This window comes from Buttiauxella selenatireducens (assembly GCF_031432975.1).
Classification (GTDB): domain Bacteria; phylum Pseudomonadota; class Gammaproteobacteria; order Enterobacterales; family Enterobacteriaceae; genus Buttiauxella; species Buttiauxella selenatireducens.
On the sequence record NZ_CP133838.1, the window covers coordinates 4,055,840 to 4,076,760 of the forward strand.

The 20,921-nt window shown below is 49.6% G+C and carries 20 protein-coding genes and 1 other annotated feature; of the genes, 10 read left to right on the forward strand and 10 right to left on the reverse strand.

All coding sequences use genetic code 11. The annotated features are described in order from the left end of the window. Window positions 1–33: 33 nt before the first annotated feature. The 3 genes from recR to RHD99_RS18650 form a co-directional block, all read right to left on the reverse strand. Window positions 34–639: a recombination mediator RecR gene (gene recR, locus RHD99_RS18640; protein WP_270140132.1), complete on the reverse strand. Its 606-nt coding sequence runs from the start codon at window positions 637–639 to the stop codon at window positions 34–36. 108 nt (window positions 640–747) lie between these two features. Then, on the reverse strand, window positions 748–1,425 hold the full coding sequence (locus tag RHD99_RS18645; RefSeq protein ID WP_309875835.1) for an isochorismatase family protein: 678 nt from the start codon (window positions 1,423–1,425) through the stop codon (window positions 748–750). 66 nt (window positions 1,426–1,491) lie between these two features. Beyond that, a complete protein-coding gene (locus RHD99_RS18650; protein ID WP_309875836.1) occupies window positions 1,492–2,361 on the reverse strand; it encodes a pirin family protein in 870 nt (289 codons plus the stop codon). Window positions 2,362–2,471: 110 nt separating this feature from the next. Here RHD99_RS18650 and RHD99_RS18655 point away from each other — a divergent pair, with 110 nt between their 5' ends. Continuing rightward, window positions 2,472–3,377 (forward strand): LysR family transcriptional regulator, encoded by a 906-nt coding sequence (locus tag RHD99_RS18655; protein ID WP_309875838.1) that lies wholly within the window; start codon window positions 2,472–2,474, stop codon window positions 3,375–3,377. An 82-nt stretch (window positions 3,378–3,459) separates the two neighbouring features. On the opposite strand, the gene RHD99_RS18660 is transcribed toward RHD99_RS18655, so the two are convergent. From RHD99_RS18660 to RHD99_RS18675, 4 genes are all read right to left on the reverse strand, one after another. Continuing rightward, window positions 3,460–3,789 (reverse strand): YbaB/EbfC family nucleoid-associated protein, encoded by a 330-nt coding sequence (locus RHD99_RS18660; protein ID WP_124024797.1) that lies wholly within the window; start codon window positions 3,787–3,789, stop codon window positions 3,460–3,462. Window positions 3,790–3,915: 126 nt separating this feature from the next. Then, window positions 3,916–5,832, reverse strand: a complete 1,917-nt coding sequence (dnaX, locus tag RHD99_RS18665) for a DNA polymerase III subunit gamma/tau (protein ID WP_309875840.1) — start codon at window positions 5,830–5,832, stop codon at window positions 3,916–3,918. Further along, window positions 4,519–4,583: a sequence feature (DnaX frameshifting element), on the reverse strand. It overlaps the preceding gene by 65 nt. Before the next feature lie 147 nt (window positions 5,833–5,979). Beyond that, window positions 5,980–6,531, reverse strand: a complete 552-nt coding sequence (gene apt, locus RHD99_RS18670) for an adenine phosphoribosyltransferase (protein WP_034458083.1) — start codon at window positions 6,529–6,531, stop codon at window positions 5,980–5,982. Window positions 6,532–6,680: 149 nt separating this feature from the next. Beyond that, the gene (locus tag RHD99_RS18675; RefSeq protein WP_309875843.1) at window positions 6,681–7,058 is read right to left on the reverse strand and encodes a DUF454 family protein; all 378 of its coding nucleotides are present in this window, start codon (window positions 7,056–7,058) and stop codon (window positions 6,681–6,683) included. Between the two features lie 170 nt (window positions 7,059–7,228). Between RHD99_RS18675 and priC the strand changes: the two genes are divergently transcribed. Further along, entirely contained in the window at window positions 7,229–7,765 is a 537-nt protein-coding gene (gene priC / locus RHD99_RS18680; RefSeq protein ID WP_183271285.1) for a primosomal replication protein PriC, read from the forward strand. Between the two features lie 156 nt (window positions 7,766–7,921). Continuing rightward, the gene (gene rsmS, locus RHD99_RS18685; RefSeq protein WP_183271287.1) at window positions 7,922–8,077 is read left to right on the forward strand and encodes a pleiotropic regulatory protein RsmS; all 156 of its coding nucleotides are present in this window, start codon (window positions 7,922–7,924) and stop codon (window positions 8,075–8,077) included. 2 nt (window positions 8,078–8,079) lie between these two features. On the opposite strand, the gene mscK is transcribed toward rsmS, so the two are convergent. Together mscK and acrR are read right to left on the reverse strand one after the other, a co-directional pair. Then, window positions 8,080–11,460 (reverse strand): mechanosensitive channel MscK, encoded by a 3,381-nt coding sequence (gene mscK / locus RHD99_RS18690; protein ID WP_309875847.1) that lies wholly within the window; start codon window positions 11,458–11,460, stop codon window positions 8,080–8,082. A gap of 130 nt (window positions 11,461–11,590) precedes the next feature. Beyond that, a complete protein-coding gene (gene acrR / locus RHD99_RS18695) occupies window positions 11,591–12,232 on the reverse strand; it encodes a multidrug efflux transporter transcriptional repressor AcrR (protein WP_270145927.1) in 642 nt (213 codons plus the stop codon). A gap of 142 nt (window positions 12,233–12,374) precedes the next feature. On the opposite strand from acrR, the gene acrA reads away from it, so the two are divergent. From acrA to RHD99_RS18725, 6 genes are all read left to right on the forward strand, one after another. Continuing rightward, the gene (gene acrA / locus RHD99_RS18700; protein WP_309875849.1) at window positions 12,375–13,574 is read left to right on the forward strand and encodes a multidrug efflux RND transporter periplasmic adaptor subunit AcrA; all 1,200 of its coding nucleotides are present in this window, start codon (window positions 12,375–12,377) and stop codon (window positions 13,572–13,574) included. A gap of 22 nt (window positions 13,575–13,596) precedes the next feature. Continuing rightward, window positions 13,597–16,746: a multidrug efflux RND transporter permease subunit AcrB gene (gene acrB, locus RHD99_RS18705; protein ID WP_309875851.1), complete on the forward strand. Its 3,150-nt coding sequence runs from the start codon at window positions 13,597–13,599 to the stop codon at window positions 16,744–16,746. A 551-nt stretch (window positions 16,747–17,297) separates the two neighbouring features. Continuing rightward, window positions 17,298–17,672: an Hha toxicity modulator TomB gene (tomB, locus tag RHD99_RS18710; protein ID WP_034458068.1), complete on the forward strand. Its 375-nt coding sequence runs from the start codon at window positions 17,298–17,300 to the stop codon at window positions 17,670–17,672. Window positions 17,673–17,701: 29 nt separating this feature from the next. Next, window positions 17,702–17,920, forward strand: a complete 219-nt coding sequence (gene hha / locus RHD99_RS18715; protein WP_121265420.1) for a hemolysin expression-modulating protein Hha — start codon at window positions 17,702–17,704, stop codon at window positions 17,918–17,920. Between the two features lie 321 nt (window positions 17,921–18,241). Beyond that, the gene (gene maa, locus RHD99_RS18720) at window positions 18,242–18,808 is read left to right on the forward strand and encodes a maltose O-acetyltransferase (protein ID WP_309875857.1); all 567 of its coding nucleotides are present in this window, start codon (window positions 18,242–18,244) and stop codon (window positions 18,806–18,808) included. A 102-nt stretch (window positions 18,809–18,910) separates the two neighbouring features. Further along, the gene (locus RHD99_RS18725; RefSeq protein ID WP_270140163.1) at window positions 18,911–19,369 is read left to right on the forward strand and encodes a YlaC family protein; all 459 of its coding nucleotides are present in this window, start codon (window positions 18,911–18,913) and stop codon (window positions 19,367–19,369) included. 40 nt (window positions 19,370–19,409) lie between these two features. Here RHD99_RS18725 and ykgO read toward each other — a convergent pair whose 3' ends face one another. Continuing rightward, entirely contained in the window at window positions 19,410–19,550 is a 141-nt protein-coding gene (ykgO, locus tag RHD99_RS18730) for a type B 50S ribosomal protein L36 (protein ID WP_034458060.1), read from the reverse strand. 321 nt (window positions 19,551–19,871) lie between these two features. Here ykgO and RHD99_RS18735 point away from each other — a divergent pair, with 321 nt between their 5' ends. After that, window positions 19,872–20,909, forward strand: coding sequence for an isopenicillin N synthase family dioxygenase (locus tag RHD99_RS18735; protein WP_309875861.1), 1,038 nt, complete (start codon window positions 19,872–19,874; stop codon window positions 20,907–20,909). Window positions 20,910–20,921: the final 12 nt, after the last annotated feature.

Sequence of the window (20,921 nt, forward strand, 5' to 3'; positions counted from 1 at the left end):
AAGCGGGGGAGAAAAGAATCTCCCCATTTTCAATTAGAACGTAATTTTGTGGCGGCCCGCCAGAGAATGCGAAAGCGTGGTGCCATCAACCATTTCCAGCTCGCCGCCCACCGGCACACCGTGCGCGATACGACTGGCATCTACGCCATATTGCCCACACAGTTCGGCGATATAGTTCGCGGTGGCTTCACCTTCAACCGTTGGGTTAGTCGCAAGGATGAGCTCTTTGATAGTTTCGTGCTCAAGGCGCTGTTCCAGCCTGTCGAGACCGATGTCCTGGGGGCCAATGCCGTCGAGCGGTGAAAGATGCCCCATCAACACAAAATAGCGTCCAGAGAATTGGCCCGTCGCTTCAATCGCATGGATATCCGCAGGCGTTTCCACCACGCAAATCTGGCCATTTTCCTGGCGGCGTGGATTGGAACAAATTGCGCAGACTTCTTGTTCGGTAAAAGTACGGCAATCCGCGCAGTGGCCGATTTCGGACATTGCACGCGTGAGGGCTTGCGCTAGTCGCATTCCGCCGCTGCGGTCGCGTTGCAGGAGCGCGAACGCCATACGTTGAGCTGACTTAGGGCCAACACCTGGCAAGCAGCGCAGGGATTCCATAAGGGCGGTAAGTAAAGGACTGGTTTGCATCGCTCAGACTTCTGAAAAAAGAGTGGGACATAGCCTAACATTAGCCCAGCGGACGGGTATAGAAAAAGATAGTCCCCCTGCGGGATGTCTCGCACAGGGGGAATTTATTTAAGCGCGCTGAGAATCCAGAGACTCTTGATTCGTCACCACATCTTGCGCTTTCTGGTAACTTTCCATCAGCAAGCCATATTCAATAAATACACCGCCCCAAAGGTTGGCCCACTCCATTGCATCCTCACGGTTCCATGTGTGCTGAATCTCAGCTACAACCGCTGCGGTATCCATCGGAACCACGCCCGCTTGTACTACTCGCGCCAGGGTGACTTCCTGCGCCATTTTGGAATAAGTGCCTGAAGCATCGATCACCGCGAAGACTTTAAAGCCTTCGGCAACCGCGCTGATAGCCGGAAACGCCATGCAAACGCTGGTCACCGTGCCCGCAATGATTAACGTTTTACGCCCTGTTGCTTTGACTGCCGCAACGAAATCAGGGTTATCCCAGGCGTTAATTTCACCTTTACGCGGCACATACTGCGCATGAGGGGCATATTGGTGGATCTCAGGGATCAGCGGGCCATTTGGGCCTTGCGGCACAGAAGCGGTGGTGATGACCGGAATATTGGCCAGCGTCGCGATTTTTGCCAGTACCGTGGCGTGGGTACGCAACGTAGGCATCGGCATGTCGTGTACTAGCTGGAACAAACCGCTCTGGTGGTCAATGAGTAGCATGACTGCATCGTTGGCATCAATGGTCGGAATTTGTCCGTTAAAGTTTGCAGGTGTCATATTCGTATCCTCTGATAGTGAAATAGTGCTTAAAAAACGGCTACCGGAGCGATAGCCGTGAGTTTTTTACTCTATGGACTGGCCAAAACGACCCTGATTGAAATCGTCGATAGCCTCTTTAATTTCTTCACGAGTGTTCATTACAAACGGCCCGTAACCCACCACTGGCTCATTGAGTGGCTCACCGCTCAGCACCAGCACAACGGCGTCGTTATTGGCTTCAAGCGTGACGGTTTCGCCTTTTGCATCCAGTACCACCAGCTGCGCCTCACGAGCAATTTCCTCGCCGTTAACCTGCACCGTGCCTTTCAGCACAACCAGTGCGGTGTTCCAGCCGTCAGGCAGCGTCAGTTGTGTGGTGCTTTGCGCATTCAGACGCACATCCAGTACGCGCAGCGGTGAAAACGTGCGTGCCGGGCCTTTACTGCCCTCCATTTCACCCGCGATAACACGCACCTGACCTGCGTTATCGGGCAATGTCACCACCGGAATATCCGCATCTGTAATCGACTGGTAGTTCGGTGGCGTTGACTTGTCCTTCGCAGGCAGATTGACCCACAGCTGAACCATTTCCAGCGTGCCGCCCTTCTCGCTGAACGCTGGCGAATGGAACTCCTCGTGCAAAATCCCGCTACCGGCCGTCATCCATTGCACATCACCGGGGCCAATTACCCCGCCACTGCCGGTGGAGTCACGGTGCGCCACTTCACCTTTGTAGACGATGGTGACCGTTTCAAAACCACGATGCGGATGCACATCAACGCCGCGCTGGCCTTTGTTGCTCGGTTTAAAATCTGCCGGGCCTGCGTAGTCCAGCAGCAAGAATGGGCTGAGCTGTTTTTCAAATTTCGAATAAGAAAACAGTGAACGAACCGGGAATCCATCACCCACCCAGTGGGAAGCCGGTGCGGAATACACGCCTAAAATTGATTTCATCGTTATCTCCATTGAGTGTCGATTTCTGTTGAGTTAAAGCTTACTCATAAGACGAAAATCCCGGTAGACTCCAGAAATGAACTCAGTGTTCCATATACAGGACAATAACGATGCAAGATCTCAATGACCTGTGGTACTTCGTGCAAGTGGTCGATTTCGAGGGGTTTTCTCCCGCCAGCCGCGCAATTGGCATTCCAAAATCCCGGTTAAGTCGGCGTATCGCCTTGCTGGAGGAGAGTCTGGAAACGCGGCTTATTCAGCGCTCAACGCGCAGCTTCACCGTGACGGAGGCCGGGCAGATATTTTATCGCCATTGCAAAGCGATGATTATTGAGGCTGAAGCGGCACAAGAGGCGATAAATACGCTACGAGCCGAACCACGTGGGCTTATTCGCCTGACGTGTCCGATTGCCCTACTGCATGTGCATATTGGCGATATGCTGGCGCGGTTTATGACGATGTATCCGCAGGTTACGGTGCAGCTTGAGGAGACAAATCGCCAGGTTGATGTATTGAATGAGAACGTCGATTTGGCGGTACGCGTTCGCCCATTACCACTGGAAGATAGTGATCTGGTGATGCGCAAACTGGCCGATCGCAATATGTGTCTGGTTGCCAGCCCTGAGTTAGTTGAACAATTTTCGCAACCCTCGTCACCCGCCGATCTACAACACTGGCCGAGCCTGGCACTCTCCAAACCACAGCAGATTTACCGATGGTGTCTGTTTGGCCCAGATAATCAGGAAGTGATACTGCACCATAAGCCACGTTTTGTGACCACCGATATGATTGCATTACGGGCGGCTGCTTTGGCGGGCGTAGGGATTGTTCAACTACCCATATTGATGATTAAGAAGCAGATACTGGATGGAACGTTGGTGCGATTGTTACCGGATTGGCATACAAGACGGGAAATCATTCATTTGGTGTTTCCTTCGCGTCGCGGGCAGTTACCGGCGGTCAGGTCACTGATTGATTTTCTGGTGGAGAGTTATGCGGCGTTTGATGAAGAGTGATTACGGGGTAAAAAAGTGAGGCGTCGCTTTGACGACAGGACGCCCTCACCCTGACCCTCTCCCCCAGGAGAGGGGATCAATATTAGAATGGCATTTTGAAGCCTGGTGGCAACTGCATACCACTGGAAACGCCAGCCATTTTCTCTTTCTGCGCTTCACCGATACGACGAGCTGCATCATTGAAGGCCGCTGCAACCAGGTCTTCTACCATCTCTTTATCGTCTTCCATCAGGCTTGGATCGATTTCCACACGACGGCAGTTATGCGCACCATTGATGGTCACTTTTACCAGACCCGCACCTGATTCGCCGGTGACTTCCATGTTGGCGATTTCTTCCTGAACCTGGGCCATTTTTTCCTGCATCTGCTGGGCTTGCTTCATGATGTTGCCCAGACCGCCTTTTCCAAACATAGTCTTCTCTCTTTTGCTCGGGCCGATTAATCGCATTTCCCCATCATCCTTCAAGCTGTAGGGGTGTTGATGGGTATAACAATTAACGGCTATCAGGGTTTACAACAAACCGGTGTAACCAGCCTGTCAAATTGGTCGAATACTGTCTTCATCCAGCTCCGCATCAAAAAAACGACGCAGCGTTTGGATATTGTTATCAGTACTCATAGATTCCCGCGCACGTGCCAGCTTCTCTTCGTAGATAGCCTGACGCCATTCCAGCGGGGTACGTTGTGCAAGATTATCATCTTCAATAATAGTCAGCTCAACAGTTTCTCCGCTAAAAGTACTCATCGCATCAGCCAGCGTTTTCTGCGCCGACGGTGAATTCAGATGCCGTAATGCCGGGCGTAAGTGCAAACAAACTCGGCTGCCATCCTGCTCTTTCCAGGCATTTAACGCGAGTTGCTGCACGAGTTTTGGCAACACCAGTTGGCTAATTTCCGCCGCCCAACTGTCACGCTCGATGGCTTCCAATGCCAGTTTCTGCGCCAGCTCTGGTGTTTTCTCATGCTCCAGCGCGCGCTTTAATGCTTTTGGTGTCGCAACCGGTTCTTCAACAACATCAGAAACAATTTGCGACTTCCAGCGATAAGCTTCTGGCTTCTCGGCAGGTTTTTCTTCTGCCACTGATGGCCGGGACTGAATACGCTCGGTTACCGAGGCTAAACGTTCCAGAGCGGTGGTTTTAGCTGCCGGCCGCGCTAGATCTGGCGCTGCCGGCTCACTCTTTTTTGCTTTGTTGGCTCCCTGCTGGCGCATTAACTGGGTTCGCGCTTGCAGCACCTGGCTTGTGGTGTCCGGCAACGGGGTTTCATTTTGCCGTGGCGGAGGTGAAGTTTGTTGTCGAACCGGAACAGGATTGACGACAGGAATACTCGCTACTTGTCGCGGTTGCTCCGGTTCTGGTAATGGTTTGCGCGGATGGAACGCCAGCGCACGCAGCAGTGTCATCTCAATGCCCATACGACGATCGGGAGCCCAGGAGAGCTCTTTGCGACCAATCAGCAGGGTTTGATAATACAACTGGACTTCAGCAGGCGGTACGACTCTCGCGAGCTCACGCATACGCTGTTCGATTGCCGCCATGTCGTTGCCCAATGCTGCCGGAGAGAGTTGCACCATGGCCACACGGTGCAGCAAGCCCAGCATTTCTACCAGCAGCGCTTCCCACTCAATACCGCGACCGGCGGCATCGTTAAGCAAGCTCATCACTCGCTCACCATCGGCCTGCACCATCGCTTCTATCAGCGCCAGTGCCTGGTCGTCATCCAATGTGCCGAGCATGGTGCTGACTGCCGCAGTGGTCACTTGCCCATCACCACTGGCAATTGCCTGGTCGGTAAGACTTAATGCATCACGCAGGCTGCCATCCGCAGCTCGCGCCAACAGTTGCAGCGCGCGAGTTTCAGAAGGGATTTTCTCCTCGCCAAGAATGTATTCCAACTGATGGCGGATTTGTTCAACATCCAGCGCTTTCAGGTGGAATTGCAGACAGCGGGAAAGAATAGTCACCGGCAACTTTTGCGGATCGGTTGTCGCCAGCAAAAATTTGACATGCGAAGGTGGCTCTTCCAGCGTCTTCAACAGCGCGTTGAAGCTGTGGCGGGAAAGCATATGGACTTCATCGATTAAGTAGACTTTGAAGCGACCACGCGCCGGTGCGTACTGAACGTTGTCCAGCAAGTCACGGGTGTCTTCGACTTTGGTGCGTGAGGCGGCGTCAATCTCTATCAGATCAACAAAGCGTCCTTGTTCGATTTCGCGGCAGTTATCGCACACACCGCAAGGGGTGGCAGTGATGCCGGTTTCACAATTTAACCCTTTCGCCAACAAGCGAGCGATGGACGTTTTACCCACGCCGCGCGTCCCTGAAAAGAGATAGGCGTGGTGGATTCGGCCCATGGATAAGCCATTAGCCAGCGCAGTCAACACGTGTTGCTGGCCGACGACATCAGCAAAAGTTTGTGGGCGCCATTTGCGGGCTAAGACCTGGTAGCTCATTCGAGATAGGCTCTACATCGCGGGAAGGTGAATTCGAGGGGTAATGCTAACATAAGCCTCACCCATCGGGCGAGGCTGTTTGATGTCCTGGCGGATGACGTTGTACTTATCCGCCCGGCCCGGTGCGTTGCAGAGGTGAGATTAAACTCAGTGGCCAGGGAAAAGTACGAGGCTGTAGCTTTTCACGCCCATTTTTTCCAGACGCTGCTCACCACCAATATCAAACAGATTGATGATAAATGCGGCATCGGTCACTTCACCACCCAGACGGCGGATCAGTTTAACGGTCGCTTCAATGGTGCCGCCTGTGGCCAGCAAATCGTCCACGACCAGAACTTTGTCGCCCGGCTCGATTGCATCAACGTGGATTTCCAGTTGATCGGTACCGTATTCCAGCTCGTAGTTCTCCGCGATCGTTTCGCGTGGCAGTTTACCTGGCTTACGCACCGGCACAAAACCAACACCTAATTCCAGCGCAACCGGCGCGCCAAACAAAAAGCCGCGCGCTTCAGTACCCACTACTTTAGTGATACCGGCATCTTTAAAGCGTGAGACTAATAATTCGATGCTGGTGGCGTAGGCTTTCGGATCTTCAAGCAAGCTGGTAACGTCACGGAATAAGATCCCAGGCTTCGGGTAGTCTGGAATGCTTTTAATGCTGTTTTTCAGATATTCAAGCTGCTGCGCAGTCGCGGTCATAATTAATGCCTGCTAAAAACGGGGTTCTAACTAAGCACGTGTCTGTTTAATAAACACACTATCGGTGATTCATTAATCAATCATACCGTGCTCGAAAGCGGTCGAATTTACTGGCTGCAAACAACAATTGCAACCACAGCAAATGCGCTTTATGGCTTTTGTTGCTTTTCGTCAATTACCGGCATCCGCCACATACAGAACAGCAACGCGCACATCATCATCAATAAGAGTAGTCTGACCCAAAGAATGTTGACCAGGTAAATGGACACAGCAAAAGTTAAAACAATAAAAATCAATGCCCTGGGTTTAGCTCCGGGGGGTAAGGCCCGATGCTGCTGCCAATGGCGGATGTAACTGCCAAACCATGAGCGGTAGAGTAGCCAATAGTGGAAGCGTGGCGAGGAGCGGGCGAAACACCAGGCTGCCAGAAGTAAAAAAGGGGTTGTGGGAAGTAAAGGTAATACGACTCCCAGCGTCGCAAGGACTACCGCCAGCCAACCAATGATGATTAATATAGTCCGTTTCATTCCCTATTCCATTAATATACCCGTCATACTTCAAGCTGCAGGGGTGTTGGCTGCACTCACTTACCCCAGTCACTTACTCAAGTAAGCTCCTGGGGATAAGCTCCCTTGCCGCCTACCTGCAACTTGAATTATTTAGGGTATAAATATGAGTCGTATTGGAGAGTCATTTTGTGAAAACCGCTGCGCTGTTACAAGCTTTGGATATTCGCGTCGCGGAACTCGCGCAGGCCATTGCACCCATTTCGTTGCAACGCGCCTCGCAAGCACGCTTTGATCGTAAACTGTTTTCCACTCACAGCACGCAACTAAAAGATTATCTGACCGAAGTTCAGGCAAATCACGCACAGTTACAGCTTAGCGTGAAAGTTGGTAAAGCGGATCAAGTTGCGTACCTTGCCGAAAAACTGGTAGCGCAAATTGCCGCATTGCAGCGTGAACTCGCGACCTTGCAGATGCGTAAAAACGATCCCCAGCCACCGGTTGTCGAAAACCTGTATGAGAAGCTCTCCACGCATCAGGATTATGAACGCCGCCTGCAAAGTATGATTAGCGATCGTGAAAGCCAGCTTTCTATTCAAGCCACTCTCGCTGGACAGCAAAAACTGCAAAAAGAGCTCGCCGCCCTTGAAGGCCGCCTGCAACGCTGCCGCCAGGCCATTGCGCGTATCGAACGTGCGATTGAACGACGGGAACGAGGACTAAGCTAATACCCGCATACTTCAAGCTGCAGGCGCGTTGGCTGCACCCGTGCGCCCCAGTCACATAGTTAGCTATGCTCCTGGGGACTTACGGCTTTGCCGCCTTTACGCAACTCGCATTATTTTGGGTATATATTTATTATTTGATTATTACGGATTAGCTATATGTCGCTGGAAAATGCACCCGATGAAGTGAAACTGGCTGTCGATTTGATCATGCTACTGGAACAACATGAAATCCCGACGGAAACCGCGCTTGCTGCGTTAGAGATTGTCCGTCAGGATTTTTTGCGTAAGCGGGAAGAGAACGCTTCCCGCTGATTTTACTGTACCGGAACGATGTCGCCGCCGTTCGTTTTGCCATTGTTATGGCGTTTCACTTCGGTCAATTCATCCCCTTTTTCATTACGCAGATGAACTTCGAGTTGGTTGAAGGCGATGTTAATGTCATTTTCGCGACACAGGCGATCGATGGTCCGGTTCAGCTCATCAACGGTATAGCTGCGATCGCGCAGCTCGCGCACGTACAAACGTAATTCATGATCCAAAGTACTTGGCCCGAAGGTGGTGAAGAATACCGTCGGCTCCGGATCGTGCATCACTTTCGGATGGTCATGCGCCGCTTTGAGTAAGATTTCACGCACTTTATCCAGATCGGAGCCGTAAGCGACGCCAAGGCGGATAACCACTCGCGTAATGGTGTCGGTCAGCGACCAGTTGATCAATCGCTCCGTAACAAACGCTTTGTTCGGGATGATCACTTCCTTGCGATCGAAGTCAGTTATCGTGGTGGCACGAATACGAATCTTACTGACACTCCCCGAGAAGGTACCGATGGTCACCGTATCGCCGATACGCACCGGGCGTTCGAACAGAATAATCAGGCCGGAAACGAAGTTACCGAATATCTCCTGCAAACCGAAACCCAGACCGACCGATAACGCTGCCGCCAACCATTGCAATTTATCCCACGACACACCGAGCGAGCCAAAAATGGTCATCGCACCGACAGCAATAATCACGTAGTTAAGAATGGTGGTAATGGCGTATGAAGCGCCCTGACGCATTTGCAGGCGTGAAAGCACCAGTACTTCCAGCAAACCAGGTAAGTTGCGAATCAATACCCAGGCGATAGCGAAGGCAATCACCGCAAATAACAAGCTGCCCATGGTGACGTTTTTCACCACCGCAGCCCCCGCTTCCGTGCCGTTATAGCTCCACAGCTGGATGCTATCGAGATAACCGAATACCCCAAACAAATCTGACCAAATGGTGTAGAAGAAGAGCGCAAACAATGCGAACAGAGCAATGATGGCAAGGCGCATGGTTTGTTGGTTGATTTGATCAAGCGCCAACGGCGGCTCTTCTACCGGCTCGCCACCTTCAGCCCCCTCTTTCACCAGATTTTCGCGGCGCAACACAGCGCGGCGATACGCCATACGACGCGCCGTTACACTCAACCCACGCAGTACGGTTTGGTAAACCAGGTTCCAGATGAGAACCAGGTAGATGGTTTCTATCCAACGTCCCGCAAGGCGCAAAGTCGTATAGAAATAGCCCATCGCTGTCAGCACCATCAACACCACTGGCACCACGCCCATCACCGTGACGGTAAACAACTGCATGGTGTGGTTGTTTTTGTTGCGCCAGTTTTCACGACACATCGGGAAGACCAATGCAGTGATGAGCAACAGGTTGAAGAAAATAATAAGCTGACCCAGCGCATCTTCAACCAAATGCAACGGAGAACGTTCACCCAACACCGACCAGAATAACAGCGGCAACAGTGCACAACCGATGCGCACCAATTGGCGGCGATAATGGCTGCACTGCTGTGGCGACATATTAAAGTGGCTGACAGCAACGCCGTTGGTCGAAAGCACCTGGTATGTCAGGCCAAAGACCAGCCAGGACAGAGAAAGCTGTTTACAGAACGCCAGCATGGTTTCGCTGATGTTCATATCTATTCCGGCAAACCCTAAGCCGATGGCATAGATAATCAACGCGCCGGGTAAGACTTTCACCAGCGTCAACGCGATGGCTTTCGGCGTCAGCATTTGGCTGTCGTTACGCAGTTGCCCAACCCGACTTGCCTGCTTTTCCAAATAGCGATCAATGGCTTTAAAGCGCCAGCGAATAACACCGGCCAGCAGCAGTGTCGGAACCATCAGCAGCAGAATGGTGAGTATTTTTAGCGAGCTTTCCGGCCCTTTAATATTGAGATGGGCATTTTTAAACTGATCGCGTAACGAAGAAGGCAACGATTTCAGCCAGTCCCAATCCATCGGTTTGTTACTGGTGACCCAAAAAATCTGCTCGGTCAGAATTTGGTCGAGCGATTTCGTCACGTTTTGCAGTTGCTGCTTATTATTCTGCAGGTTGATGGCCAGCATTAATTGCATGCCGAGCTGCTTATTCAGCTGATCCAGCAATTCGCGGCGAGTATCCAGAATTTGCAAAAGCGCGTCGTGGACATCAGGCGTGACGTCAGTAGTGTGCCCTTCTTCTATTTTCGCCACTAAGTCATCAGGCTGGAACAGTGCATCACGCTGCTGATTGACATCAAACTGCTCGAGGCGAATATCCGCAATACGATTGGTCAGGTCTTCTGTGTCTTCCGCTGAAGGCATGTTCTGCTGTTGCTGCTGATAGAGAATGCGCGATAACAGCAAGCTGCCTTTCAGGACTGCAATTTGCTCTTTCAAATTGCGTTCTGATTGCAGTGCACGATCCAACGTGTTTTTGATGCGGATGCTCGGCGGCACCATCTCATTAGCATGTTGAGTGGCCTCTATCAGGCGTTGGCTTAACTGGTGGTTAATATCCAGCTCTTGTTTCACCAACGGATTCTGCTGAATTTTAACGGTATCTTCTGAGTCGATGGCTTCCTGCGCAGTCTGCTGGGTCAGCGTCAGGCGCTTGCTGCTGACGGCTTTTTGCAACAGTTGCAGCGTGTGTTCCATCTGGTTGATATGGGCGTTGGTGTAATCACGTTGTTTTTGCAGAGTATCTTGCAACAGCGTGTTGCCTTTCAGGCTGTCGCGCTGCTGGTCCAGTTGCGCATTCAGTAACGCCTGCTGCGCCAGTAATAATGTTTGCTGGCTTGGACGCAATTCCGCAGCACCAGGCGTGACGCCATTCAGGCGATTACGGATTGCCTCAAGCTGAGCCGAAGCAGCCATCATCGCATTCTGCACGCGCTCTGGTTGCGTTTGCAGTGAAATCAGTTGGCTATTCCAGGTGGCTAAATCGCTTTGTGAATTCTGTAAATCCGTCATCAAGTCATTCAGACGAGATTCTAGCTGGCGCAAACTCAGCGCTTCAATTTCAGCCTCTTCATTGGCCTGATCTTCTCGCTGATTTTTAAGCTCGTTTAGAGCATCCGTTGCTTTGCGCAGCGTTTTTGGCGCTTCACTGATCTGCTGATGGAGTTTTGCCGCTTCATCCTTGATCCGGTCAATTTTGTCCAAAACCTCAAGCGTTTCATTGAGATCTTGTTGTGTCAGTTTGTCATTAGGTGACAGCGTCTTTTGCTTATTAAGCGCGGTCAGCTGGTTTTGAATTTCATCGCGGCTCGGGAGATCGTTATTATTATTTTTCGCCCAAACTGGCTGCGCCAGCAGACAAAACAGGCTAATAAACGCGATAAATAATAACCGTGCTGGTATGCGACGTGAATACAGTGAACACAAGAGTTGCGGCATAGTTTGACTGTGATTTAGAACAGGCCGAATGGATGGCGAGTTAAAGACGAAATACGAGCGTTCAGATTAGCACGACTTTTCAGAAAATCCTTGGTCAACTCGCTTCGGAATTGCCCTAATAAGCATAATTTTAGTGTGGAGTAGTACGAAGGGTTGGGCAGGTTTGAAACATTTCTATCAAAATAGCAACGTAGTCTTCTGCCTGGCCGTGTAAATCAAAGCTATCTGGCGCAAGCAGCCAGTTTTCGATGAGCCCGGTGATATAACTGCGCATCAAAATAACGGCAAGGTGAATCCGCAAATCGGCTGGTAACATTTCTGCATCAATACAACGCTGCAACGAATTTTCAATTCGCTCCTTTCCTTCCAGATAAAATTCGCGTCTGGCCTGTTGTAACACCGCCAGTTCTCCAACAAATTCGCATTTGTGGAAGATGATTTCTGTCATTAAGCGGCGACGTTCATCAGTGACAGTTGCTTGCAATATGTAAATTAATAACTCTCTTACAACAGAAAGTGGATCGTCAGGAAATTTTGCCTGATACTCAGTCTCTAAATCACCAATACTGGACTCAGTTAGCTCCCAGATTTCATTAAACAAATCCGACTTATTTTTGAAATGCCAATAGATTGCACCACGGGTAACACCGGCCGCTTTAGCAATATCAGCCAGCGAAGTTGAGGACACACCGTGTTGAGAAAACAAGCGAATTGCCACATCGAGAAGATGTTGGCGAGTTGCAAGCGCTTGTTGTTTGGTTTTTCGTGCCATAAATGGGGAAAGTAAGGTGGTTGGATTTACATACATTTGTGAATGTATGTACCATAGCACGACGATAATATAAACGCAGCAATGGGTTTGTGGACATTTGATCCATTGAACAACTTTGAAATCGGACACTCGAGGTTTACATATGAACAAAAACAGAGGGTTTACGCCTCTGGCGGCCGTTCTGATGCTTTCAGGCAGCTTAGTGCTTACAGGATGTAATGACAAAGAAGCACAAAAGAGTGCGCCGCATACCCCAGAAGTGGGTGTCGTCACTCTGAAAAGTGCTCCTTTGCAGATAACTACTGAGCTTCCAGGCCGTACCAGTGCTTATCGTATTGCAGAAGTTCGCCCACAGGTCAGTGGCATCATTCTGAAACGCAACTTTGAAGAAGGGAGTGAAATTAAAGCTGGCGTTTCGCTGTACCAAATCGATCCTGCGACTTATCAGGCCGCATATGACAGCGCCAAAGGTGACCTCGCGAAAGCTCAAGCAAGTGCAAATATTGCGCAGCTGACGTTGAAGCGTTATCAGAAACTGTTGGGCACTAAGTACATCAGTCAACAAGACTACGACACCGCGCTTGCCGATTCTCAACAGGCAAATGCTTCTGTCGTTGCCGCTAAAGCCGCTGTTGAAACAGCTCGTATTAATCTGGCTTATACCAAAGTGACCTCTCCGATCAGTGGTCGTATTGGTAAATCTGATGTTACTGAAGGCGCGCTGGTCACTAGCGGTCAGGCTACTGCAATGGCTACCGTACAACAGCTCGACCCGATTTATGTGGATGTGACCCAATCAAGCAACGATTTCTTGCGCCTTAAGCAAGAGTTAGCTGACGGCAAACTGAAGCAAGAAAACGGCAAAGCCAAAGTGAAGTTAGTCACTAACGACGGTGTTGCGTTCCCACAAGAAGGTTCTTTAGAGTTTTCTGACGTCACCGTTGACCAGAGCACCGGCTCGATCACATTGCGTGCCATCTTCCCTAACCCAGATAAAACGCTGCTTCCGGGCATGTTTGTCCGCGCACAGCTGGAAGAAGGGACCAATCCAAACGCACTGCTCGTTCCACAACAAGGCGTCACTCGTACACCACGTGGTGATGCTTCTGCGATGGTGATTGGCAAAGATGACAAAGTTGAAGTCCGCAATATTACAGCAACACAGGCTATCGGCGATAAATGGCTGGTAACTAATGGGTTGCAGGATGGCGATCGCGTTATTGTGACCGGTTTACAAAAAGTTAAACCCGGTGTTCAGGTAAAAGCGCAGGAAATAGCGGCAGAAGATAAAGGCCAGGATCAAGTAGCCGCTGGCGCTCAGACTGAACAAACGAAGTCTTAACTTAAACAGGAGACGTTAAGACATGGCTAAGTTTTTTATCGATCGCCCGATTTTTGCCTGGGTAATCGCCATCATTATTATGTTGGCGGGCGGGCTTGCGATCATGAAATTGCCAATCGCGCAATATCCAACCATTGCGCCACCAGCGATTTCGATCTCAGCAAACTATCCAGGTGCGGATGCAAAAACGGTACAGGATACCGTTACACAGGTTATCGAACAGAACATGAACGGTATCGACAACCTGCTGTACATGTCCTCTTCCAGTGATTCCTCTGGCTCTGTAACTATTACCATTACTTTTGACTCTGGTACTGACGCGGATATCGCACAGGTTCAGGTTCAGAACAAATTGCAACTTGCGATGCCGCTGCTTCCTCAAGAAGTACAGCAGCAAGGTGTTAGCGTTGAGAAGTCCTCCAGTAGCTTCCTGATGGTTCTCGGTATGATCAACACCGATGGCTCCATGACACAGGAAGATATTTCGGACTACGTTGGCGCGACCATTAAAGACCCTATCAGCCGTACTCGTGGTGTCGGTGATGTTCAGCTGTTTGGTGCTCAGTACGCGATGCGTATCTGGATGGATCCGAACAAACTGAATAACTACCAGCTCACCCCGGTCGATATTATTAATGCTATTAAAGCGCAGAACGCCCAGGTAGCAGCAGGTCAGTTAGGTGGTACTCCACCGGTTAAAGGTCAGCAACTTAACGCCTCTATCATTGCTCAGACCCGTTTGAAATCTGCCGATGAGTTCAGCAAAATTTTGCTGAAAGTGAATCAAGATGGCTCACGTGTTCTGCTTAAAGATGTGGCCAAAGTTGAGTTGGGCGGCGAGAACTATAACGTTGTCGCACGTTACAACGGCCAACCCGCATCTGGTTTAGGTATTAAACTGGCAACCGGTGCTAACGCCCTGGATACTGCTAACGCGGTACGTGCCACAGTTGAAAAACTGCAACCGTACTTCCCGGCGGGTCTGAAAGTGGTTTATCCGTATGACACCACGCCATTCGTTAAAATCTCTATCAAAGAGGTAGTAAAAACCCTCGTTGAAGCAATCGTGCTGGTGTTCCTGGTAATGTATCTGTTCTTGCAGAACTTCCGCGCCACATTGATTCCAACGATTGCAGTGCCGGTGGTATTGCTGGGGACGTTCGCTATCCTTGCCGTCTTTGGCTATTCGATAAACACCCTAACGATGTTCGGGATGGTGCTTGCGATAGGCCTGTTGGTTGATGACGCCATCGTGGTAGTAGAAAACGTTGAGCGTGTGATGGTGGAAGAAGGATTGCCACCGAAAGAAGCCACACGCAAATCAATGGAGCAGATTCAGGGCGCTCTGGTCGGGATCGCGATGGTACTGTCAGCGGTATTTATACCGATGGCATTCTTCGGCGGTTCTACAGGGGCAATCTATCGTCAGTTCTCTATTACCATCGTATCGGCAATGGTGCTTTCTGTTCTGGTAGCAATGATTCTGACACCAGCACTCTGCGCCACCTTGCTCAAACCGATTGCTAAAGGCGAACACCACGAGAAGAAAGGCTTCTTCGGCTGGTTTAACAACATGTTCGATAAGAGCACGCATCATTATACCGACAGCGTCGGTAACATTTTGCGTAGCACCGGTCGTTACCTGGTGTTGTATCTGTTGATTGTGGTGGGTATGGCTCTCCTGTTTATTCGTCTGCCAAGCTCCTTCTTGCCAGATGAAGACCAGGGTGTATTCCTGACCATGGCTCAGTTGCCTGCGGGTGCGACACAAGAGCGTACACAAGCCGTTCTTGATGACGTGAGCAAGTACTACCTGGAAAAAGAGAAAGACAACGTTAACTCCGTATTTACGGTTAACGGCTTTGGCTTCTCTGGTCAGGGACAGAACACCGGTCTGGCATTCGTTTCCTTGAAAGATTGGGATGAACGTCCAGGTGAAGAGAACAAGGTTCCGGCGATTGCTGCTCGCGCCAGTGCCCAGTTCTCAAAAATCCAGGATGCCATCGTATTCGCATTTAACCTGCCAGCTATCGTGGAACTGGGTACAGCAACGGGCTTCGACTTCCAGTTGATTGACCAGGCTAACCTTGGGCACGAAAAACTGACTCAGGCGCGTAACCAATTGTTTGGTGAAGTCGCTAAACACCCTGACCTGTTAGTGGGTGTGCGTCCAAACGGTCTGGAAGATACGCCGCAGTTTAAAGTCGATATCGACCAGGAAAAAGCGCAAGCATTGGGCGTGTCTATCAGCGATATCAACACCACATTGGGTGCTGCATGGGGTGGTAGCTACGTGAACGACTTCATCGACCGTGGTCGTGTGAAGAAAGTTTACCTGATGGCTGATGCACCATTCCGTATGCTGCCAAGCGATATCAACAACTGGTATGTGCGTGGTTCTACCGGTCAGATGGTGCCATTCTCTGCGTTCTCTACTGCGCATTGGGAATACGGTTCACCACGTCTGGAACGTTACAACGGCTTACCTTCCATGGAAATCCTTGGTCAGGCTGCACCGGGTAAGAGTACCGGTGAAGCGATGAACTTGATGGAAGAATTGGCCAGCAAACTGCCAACCGGTATCGGTTATGACTGGACGGGTATGTCATATCAGGAACGTCTGTCTGGTAACCAGGCTCCTGCCCTGTATGCCATTTCCTTGATAGTTGTATTCCTGTGTCTGGCAGCATTGTACGAGAGCTGGTCCATTCCGTTCTCGGTCATGCTGGTTGTTCCATTGGGTGTTGTCGGTGCGTTACTTGCCGCAACCTTACGTGGGCTGACCAACGACGTGTACTTCCAGGTAGGCCTGCTGACAACCATTGGCTTGTCGGCGAAGAACGCGATACTTATCGTGGAATTCGCCAAAGACTTAATGGAGAAAGAAGGCAAAGGCTTGATTGAAGCTACGCTCGAAGCCGTTCGTATGCGTCTGCGTCCGATTCTGATGACATCACTGGCGTTTATCCTCGGGGTAATGCCGCTGGTCATCAGCTCCGGTGCTGGCTCCGGTGCGCAGAACGCCGTAGGTACGGGCGTAATGGGCGGGATGGTAACTGCAACTGTCCTGGCTATCTTCTTCGTACCGGTGTTCTTCGTGGTCGTGCGCCGTCGCTTCAGTCGTAAGAGTGAAGACCTTGAGCACACTCACCCGATTGAGCATCACAAGTAAGTTCTGAACTGTAAATAAAAGGCCGCGCAAGCGGCCTTTTTTATATCTGCTCACCTAATTTGTCGTATTATTAAATAGTGAAAGCGGCTTACTTTCTCTGCTAAAAGTTTCAAAATGTTGCGATTCAGATGATATCTCTCTCGAATATCATGACAAAATATTTCTTAAACTAACTGGTGAGTTTGCAAGTAGAGATTCATGCTTTTTTATTAGGAATATTCTTATCCTGTTATTTATTTATGATCATCCACAAAGCATTGCAGCAGCATCAGGACAACCCATTGAAAATAAAGTTATTTTTTAATGGCCTATAAAATGTGTTTTAAAAGACAATGCTTATAAAAAGTGTGAAAGTCTTTATAAACATTACGTTAGCGTAAATCGGTTTGATACAAATGTAATTTTTCGTAATAGTGAAAGGAAATCTACCGCGGATTGATTTATAGTGAAAGTATATGGAATAATCGTTGTTATTGATCCCCACCTCATCCAGGTGTGTCCACCCCAACGCGTAGTGTTTATCAAATTTCTTCGATAAAAGGGGCTGCATTATGGACGAATACTCACCAAAACGGCATGATATTGCGCAGCTTAAATTTCTCTGCGAAAACCTGTATCATGACTGCCTTACCAACCTTGGCGAGAGTAATCATGGTTGGGTTAATGATCCTACTTCGGCCATTAACTTGCAGTTGAATGAATTGATTGAGCACATAGCTGCCTTCGCGCTTAATTACAAAATTAAGTACGATGATGAGAGTAAATTGATTGAACAAATTGACGAATATTTGGACGATACATTTATGCTATTCAGCAACTACGGCATCAACGCACAAGACTTGCAGAAATGGCGTAAGTCCGGGAATCGATTATTCCGATGTTTCGTCACAGAGAGCCGCGCTAACCCTGTAAGTCTCTCCTTTTAAAAATATTACAAGATGTATAAGGTGATTTCATGACAACTAAACCATTAACTAAGACCGATTATTTGATGCGCCTGCGACGCTGCCAAACAATTGATACCTTAGAACGTGTAATTGAAAAAAATAAATACGAATTATCAGATAATGAACTGGCTGTATTTTATTCAGCTGCTGACCATCGACTCGCTGAACTCACTATGAATAAGCTTTACGATAAAATACCACCTTCTGTATGGAAATTTATCCGCTAATACTTCGTAAATGTTATTACGTTCAAGATTTAAACCGAATGCTGCTGTAGCCTTAGGGTACGGATGCTATAACCCAATTTAACTCATATTGCGGTTGACTCGCTTTATTCGCTGGATTGCGTTGTCGTGCGTGACACACGATGGTCGTCGGTACATCAGTAAGCTCAGCGGTTGCATACGTCTGTCGCTGTTCATTCTCTGTGATTGTCGAACACACATTAACTGTGTGATTAAAATCACAAAAAGAAACAACGCTTTTATTAATCACAAGCGAATCGCTTACGGTAACGCCTGTTCTGTCTATTGATTAAAGGCATCGCTATGAGTGAAGAAAAACGGAAAATGATTGCAGGCGAGCTTTATCGCCCTGATTGCCAACAACTTCGTGATGACCGCATCAAAGCTCGCCACTTGATTCATCGCTTTAATCACACCGCGCCGGATGAACAGGCGGTTCGTGCAGAATTGCTGGGGCAACTTCTCGGTCAAAGTCTTAATGCATATATTGAACCGTCGTTCCGCTGTGATTATGGCTACAATATTTTTCTCGGCAAAAACTTCTACGCCAATTTTGACTGCGTCATTCTCGATGTTTGTCCGGTTCACATTGGCGAAAACTGCATGCTGGCGCCTGGCGTTCATATCTATACCGCAACCCATCCGCTGGATGCAGAAACACGCAACAGTGGCGTTGAGTTTGGCAAGCCCGTCACAATTGGCAATAACGTCTGGATTGGCGGACGCGCGGTCATCAATCCCGGTGTCACCATCGGCGATAACGTAGTGATTGGCTCAGGCTCAGTGGTCACGAAAGATATTCCAGCCAATGCGGTGGTGGCAGGAAATCCAGCGCGTGTGATTAAAATGATTCCTGTCGTCAGCCCGTAACTGTTATGGTTTTTTTTGGCATAACTGTTACTTTTTTACCCTTACAGGGCTTCTTAGAATAGCTGTTCTCTGCCTGTCGTGTTTCCGTTCAGAAGGCCCATAATGACCGAAATTCAGCGCCTGCTCACCGATACTATCGAGCAACTTAATACCGATGAAAAACGCGACAACCGTCCACGTTTTAGCATCAGCTTCATTCGCAAACATCCGGGCCTGTTTATCGGTATGTGGGTAGGTTGGTTTGCCACACTGTGGGTAATGCTGGAGTCGGACACCCTGGCAGGCTCGGTCTGGTTACTGGTGGTTCTGTTTGCATTACTGAATGGCTTCTTCTTTTTTGATGTGAACCCCCGCTATCGTTACGACGATATTGATGTGCTTGATTTACGCGTTTGCTACAACGGCGAGTGGTACAACACGCGCAACGTCCCATCGACGTTGATTGATAAAATCCTGCATTCCCCTGGTGTTGACGAACAACAAAAATCGCTACTGCATAAAATGGTTGCCACGAAAGGCGAACTCTCTTTTTACGATATCTTCTCACTCGGGCGTTCTTAGCCTTCCCGAGTTGTAAAGAAAGGGGCTTAAGCCCCTTGTCTTAACGTCGCTTCTTCCCGCCCTGCACCGCTTTAAACCGCGGATTACTTTTGCAAATCACATACAGCCGTCCTTTGCGTTTTACAATCTGGCAATCCGGATGACGCTGCTTTGCACTGCGCAATGAATTCAGAACCTGCATAACCTTCGCTCTCATTTAAACGTTATAACATAACAATAAAATAAAGAGTGAACGGAAAAATTGCAAGCCCGTTTGCCAACAAAACCCTCCCAGGCGTCAATATCCAGATTCTGCAAATGCTTAGAACCCCAACTCGCCATAACTTAGAAGATAACAATATTGGGCGGCGAGACAGGCTTGCGGCAATGTCATTTCCACGAACACATCTTCATTCCAGAAAGGGACAAACCATGATTCAGCGCTGTTGTTGTCGAGGCAAATGTTGTTGTGCCAAAAAATCAGAATTCGTCGGGAAATTATTTGTCTTAAGCGGAGTTCATCATGAACCAAACAACGACCCAGGCCTTGCCAATACTCGATCTCTTAGCCCTTAATGGCACAGCCACCGACAGGGCGGCATTTCTTAAACAATTACGCCATGCCGCTCGTGACATCGGTTTTTTCTACCTGATTAATCATGGTGTCAGCCCTGAACTGCAACAGGCCGTTCAGAATGAAGCGCGACTCTTTTTCTCTTTGCCCGAAGAGGAAAAACAAAAAGTGGCGATGATCAACTCCCCTCATTTTCGTGGTTACAACCGCGCCGCCAGCGAATTAACACGCGGCAAACCAGACTGGCGTGAACAGTTTGATATCGGCGCTGAACGCCCGGCACTTCCGGTCAATGACGCGCAGCACGGTTGGCTGCGATTACAAGGCCCAAATCTGTGGCCAGAATCGTTACCGACTCTGAAACCTACCCTGTTGCAATTTCAGCGCGAAATGACCGCTGTCGCACTCAAACTACTGCGTACTTTTGCGCAGGCGTTAGAACTTCCAGCGAACAGCTTCGATAACCTGTACGGCAATAAACCCAACGAACACATCAAGTTGATTCGCTATCCAGGCCTGCAGGCTACGGAGGGTAATCAGGGTGTCGGCGCCCATAAAGATTCAGGATTCCTGAGTTTCCTGTTGCAAGACCAACAGCAGGGTTTGCAGGTCGAAGTCTCGCCGGATAACTGGATAGATGCCGCCCCTCTGCCTGGTAGTTTTGTGGTGAATATCGGTGAATTGCTGGAGCTTGCCACCAATGGCTATTTACGGGCGACGGTACATCGGGTTATTTCCCCACCGCCGGGCCAGGAACGCCAGTCGATTGCATTTTTCCTCGGCGCTCAATTAGACGCTGTCGTCCCGGTTTATGCATTGCCGCCTGAACTCGCACAACACGCTCATGGGCCTGAAAGCGATCCTCGCAACCCGTTACTGCGTGATGTTGGATGGAATTATCTAAAAGGTCGCCTACGTTCGCATCCCGACGTGGCGGAACGTTATTACCCGGATGTCTTGCGTAACAGCACTGAACTCATCGCTTAAACATTAAAGGAA

What these genes read in the sequence shown, in the direction of transcription:
- recR (WP_270140132.1), bottom strand. Translation starts at nt 639, where the DNA reads ATGCAAACCAGTCCTTTACTTACCGCCCTTATGGAATCCCTGCGCTGC.
- RHD99_RS18645 (WP_309875835.1), bottom strand. Translation starts at nt 1,425, where the DNA reads ATGACACCTGCAAACTTTAACGGACAAATTCCGACCATTGATGCCAAC.
- RHD99_RS18650 (WP_309875836.1), bottom strand. Translation starts at nt 2,361, where the DNA reads ATGAAATCAATTTTAGGCGTGTATTCCGCACCGGCTTCCCACTGGGTG.
- RHD99_RS18655 (WP_309875838.1), top strand. Translation starts at nt 2,472, where the DNA reads ATGCAAGATCTCAATGACCTGTGGTACTTCGTGCAAGTGGTCGATTTC.
- RHD99_RS18660 (WP_124024797.1), bottom strand. Translation starts at nt 3,789, where the DNA reads ATGTTTGGAAAAGGCGGTCTGGGCAACATCATGAAGCAAGCCCAGCAG.
- dnaX (WP_309875840.1), bottom strand. Translation starts at nt 5,832, where the DNA reads ATGAGCTACCAGGTCTTAGCCCGCAAATGGCGCCCACAAACTTTTGCT.
- apt (WP_034458083.1), bottom strand. Translation starts at nt 6,531, where the DNA reads ATGACCGCGACTGCGCAGCAGCTTGAATATCTGAAAAACAGCATTAAA.
- RHD99_RS18675 (WP_309875843.1), bottom strand. Translation starts at nt 7,058, where the DNA reads ATGAAACGGACTATATTAATCATCATTGGTTGGCTGGCGGTAGTCCTT.
- rsmS (WP_183271287.1), top strand. Translation starts at nt 7,922, where the DNA reads ATGTCGCTGGAAAATGCACCCGATGAAGTGAAACTGGCTGTCGATTTG.
- mscK (WP_309875847.1), bottom strand. Translation starts at nt 11,460, where the DNA reads ATGCCGCAACTCTTGTGTTCACTGTATTCACGTCGCATACCAGCACGG.
- acrR (WP_270145927.1), bottom strand. Translation starts at nt 12,232, where the DNA reads ATGGCACGAAAAACCAAACAACAAGCGCTTGCAACTCGCCAACATCTT.
- acrA (WP_309875849.1), top strand. Translation starts at nt 12,375, where the DNA reads ATGAACAAAAACAGAGGGTTTACGCCTCTGGCGGCCGTTCTGATGCTT.
- acrB (WP_309875851.1), top strand. Translation starts at nt 13,597, where the DNA reads ATGGCTAAGTTTTTTATCGATCGCCCGATTTTTGCCTGGGTAATCGCC.
- tomB (WP_034458068.1), top strand. Translation starts at nt 17,298, where the DNA reads ATGGACGAATACTCACCAAAACGGCATGATATTGCGCAGCTTAAATTT.
- hha (WP_121265420.1), top strand. Translation starts at nt 17,702, where the DNA reads ATGACAACTAAACCATTAACTAAGACCGATTATTTGATGCGCCTGCGA.
- maa (WP_309875857.1), top strand. Translation starts at nt 18,242, where the DNA reads ATGAGTGAAGAAAAACGGAAAATGATTGCAGGCGAGCTTTATCGCCCT.
- RHD99_RS18725 (WP_270140163.1), top strand. Translation starts at nt 18,911, where the DNA reads ATGACCGAAATTCAGCGCCTGCTCACCGATACTATCGAGCAACTTAAT.
- ykgO (WP_034458060.1), bottom strand. Translation starts at nt 19,550, where the DNA reads ATGCAGGTTCTGAATTCATTGCGCAGTGCAAAGCAGCGTCATCCGGAT.
- RHD99_RS18735 (WP_309875861.1), top strand. Translation starts at nt 19,872, where the DNA reads ATGAACCAAACAACGACCCAGGCCTTGCCAATACTCGATCTCTTAGCC.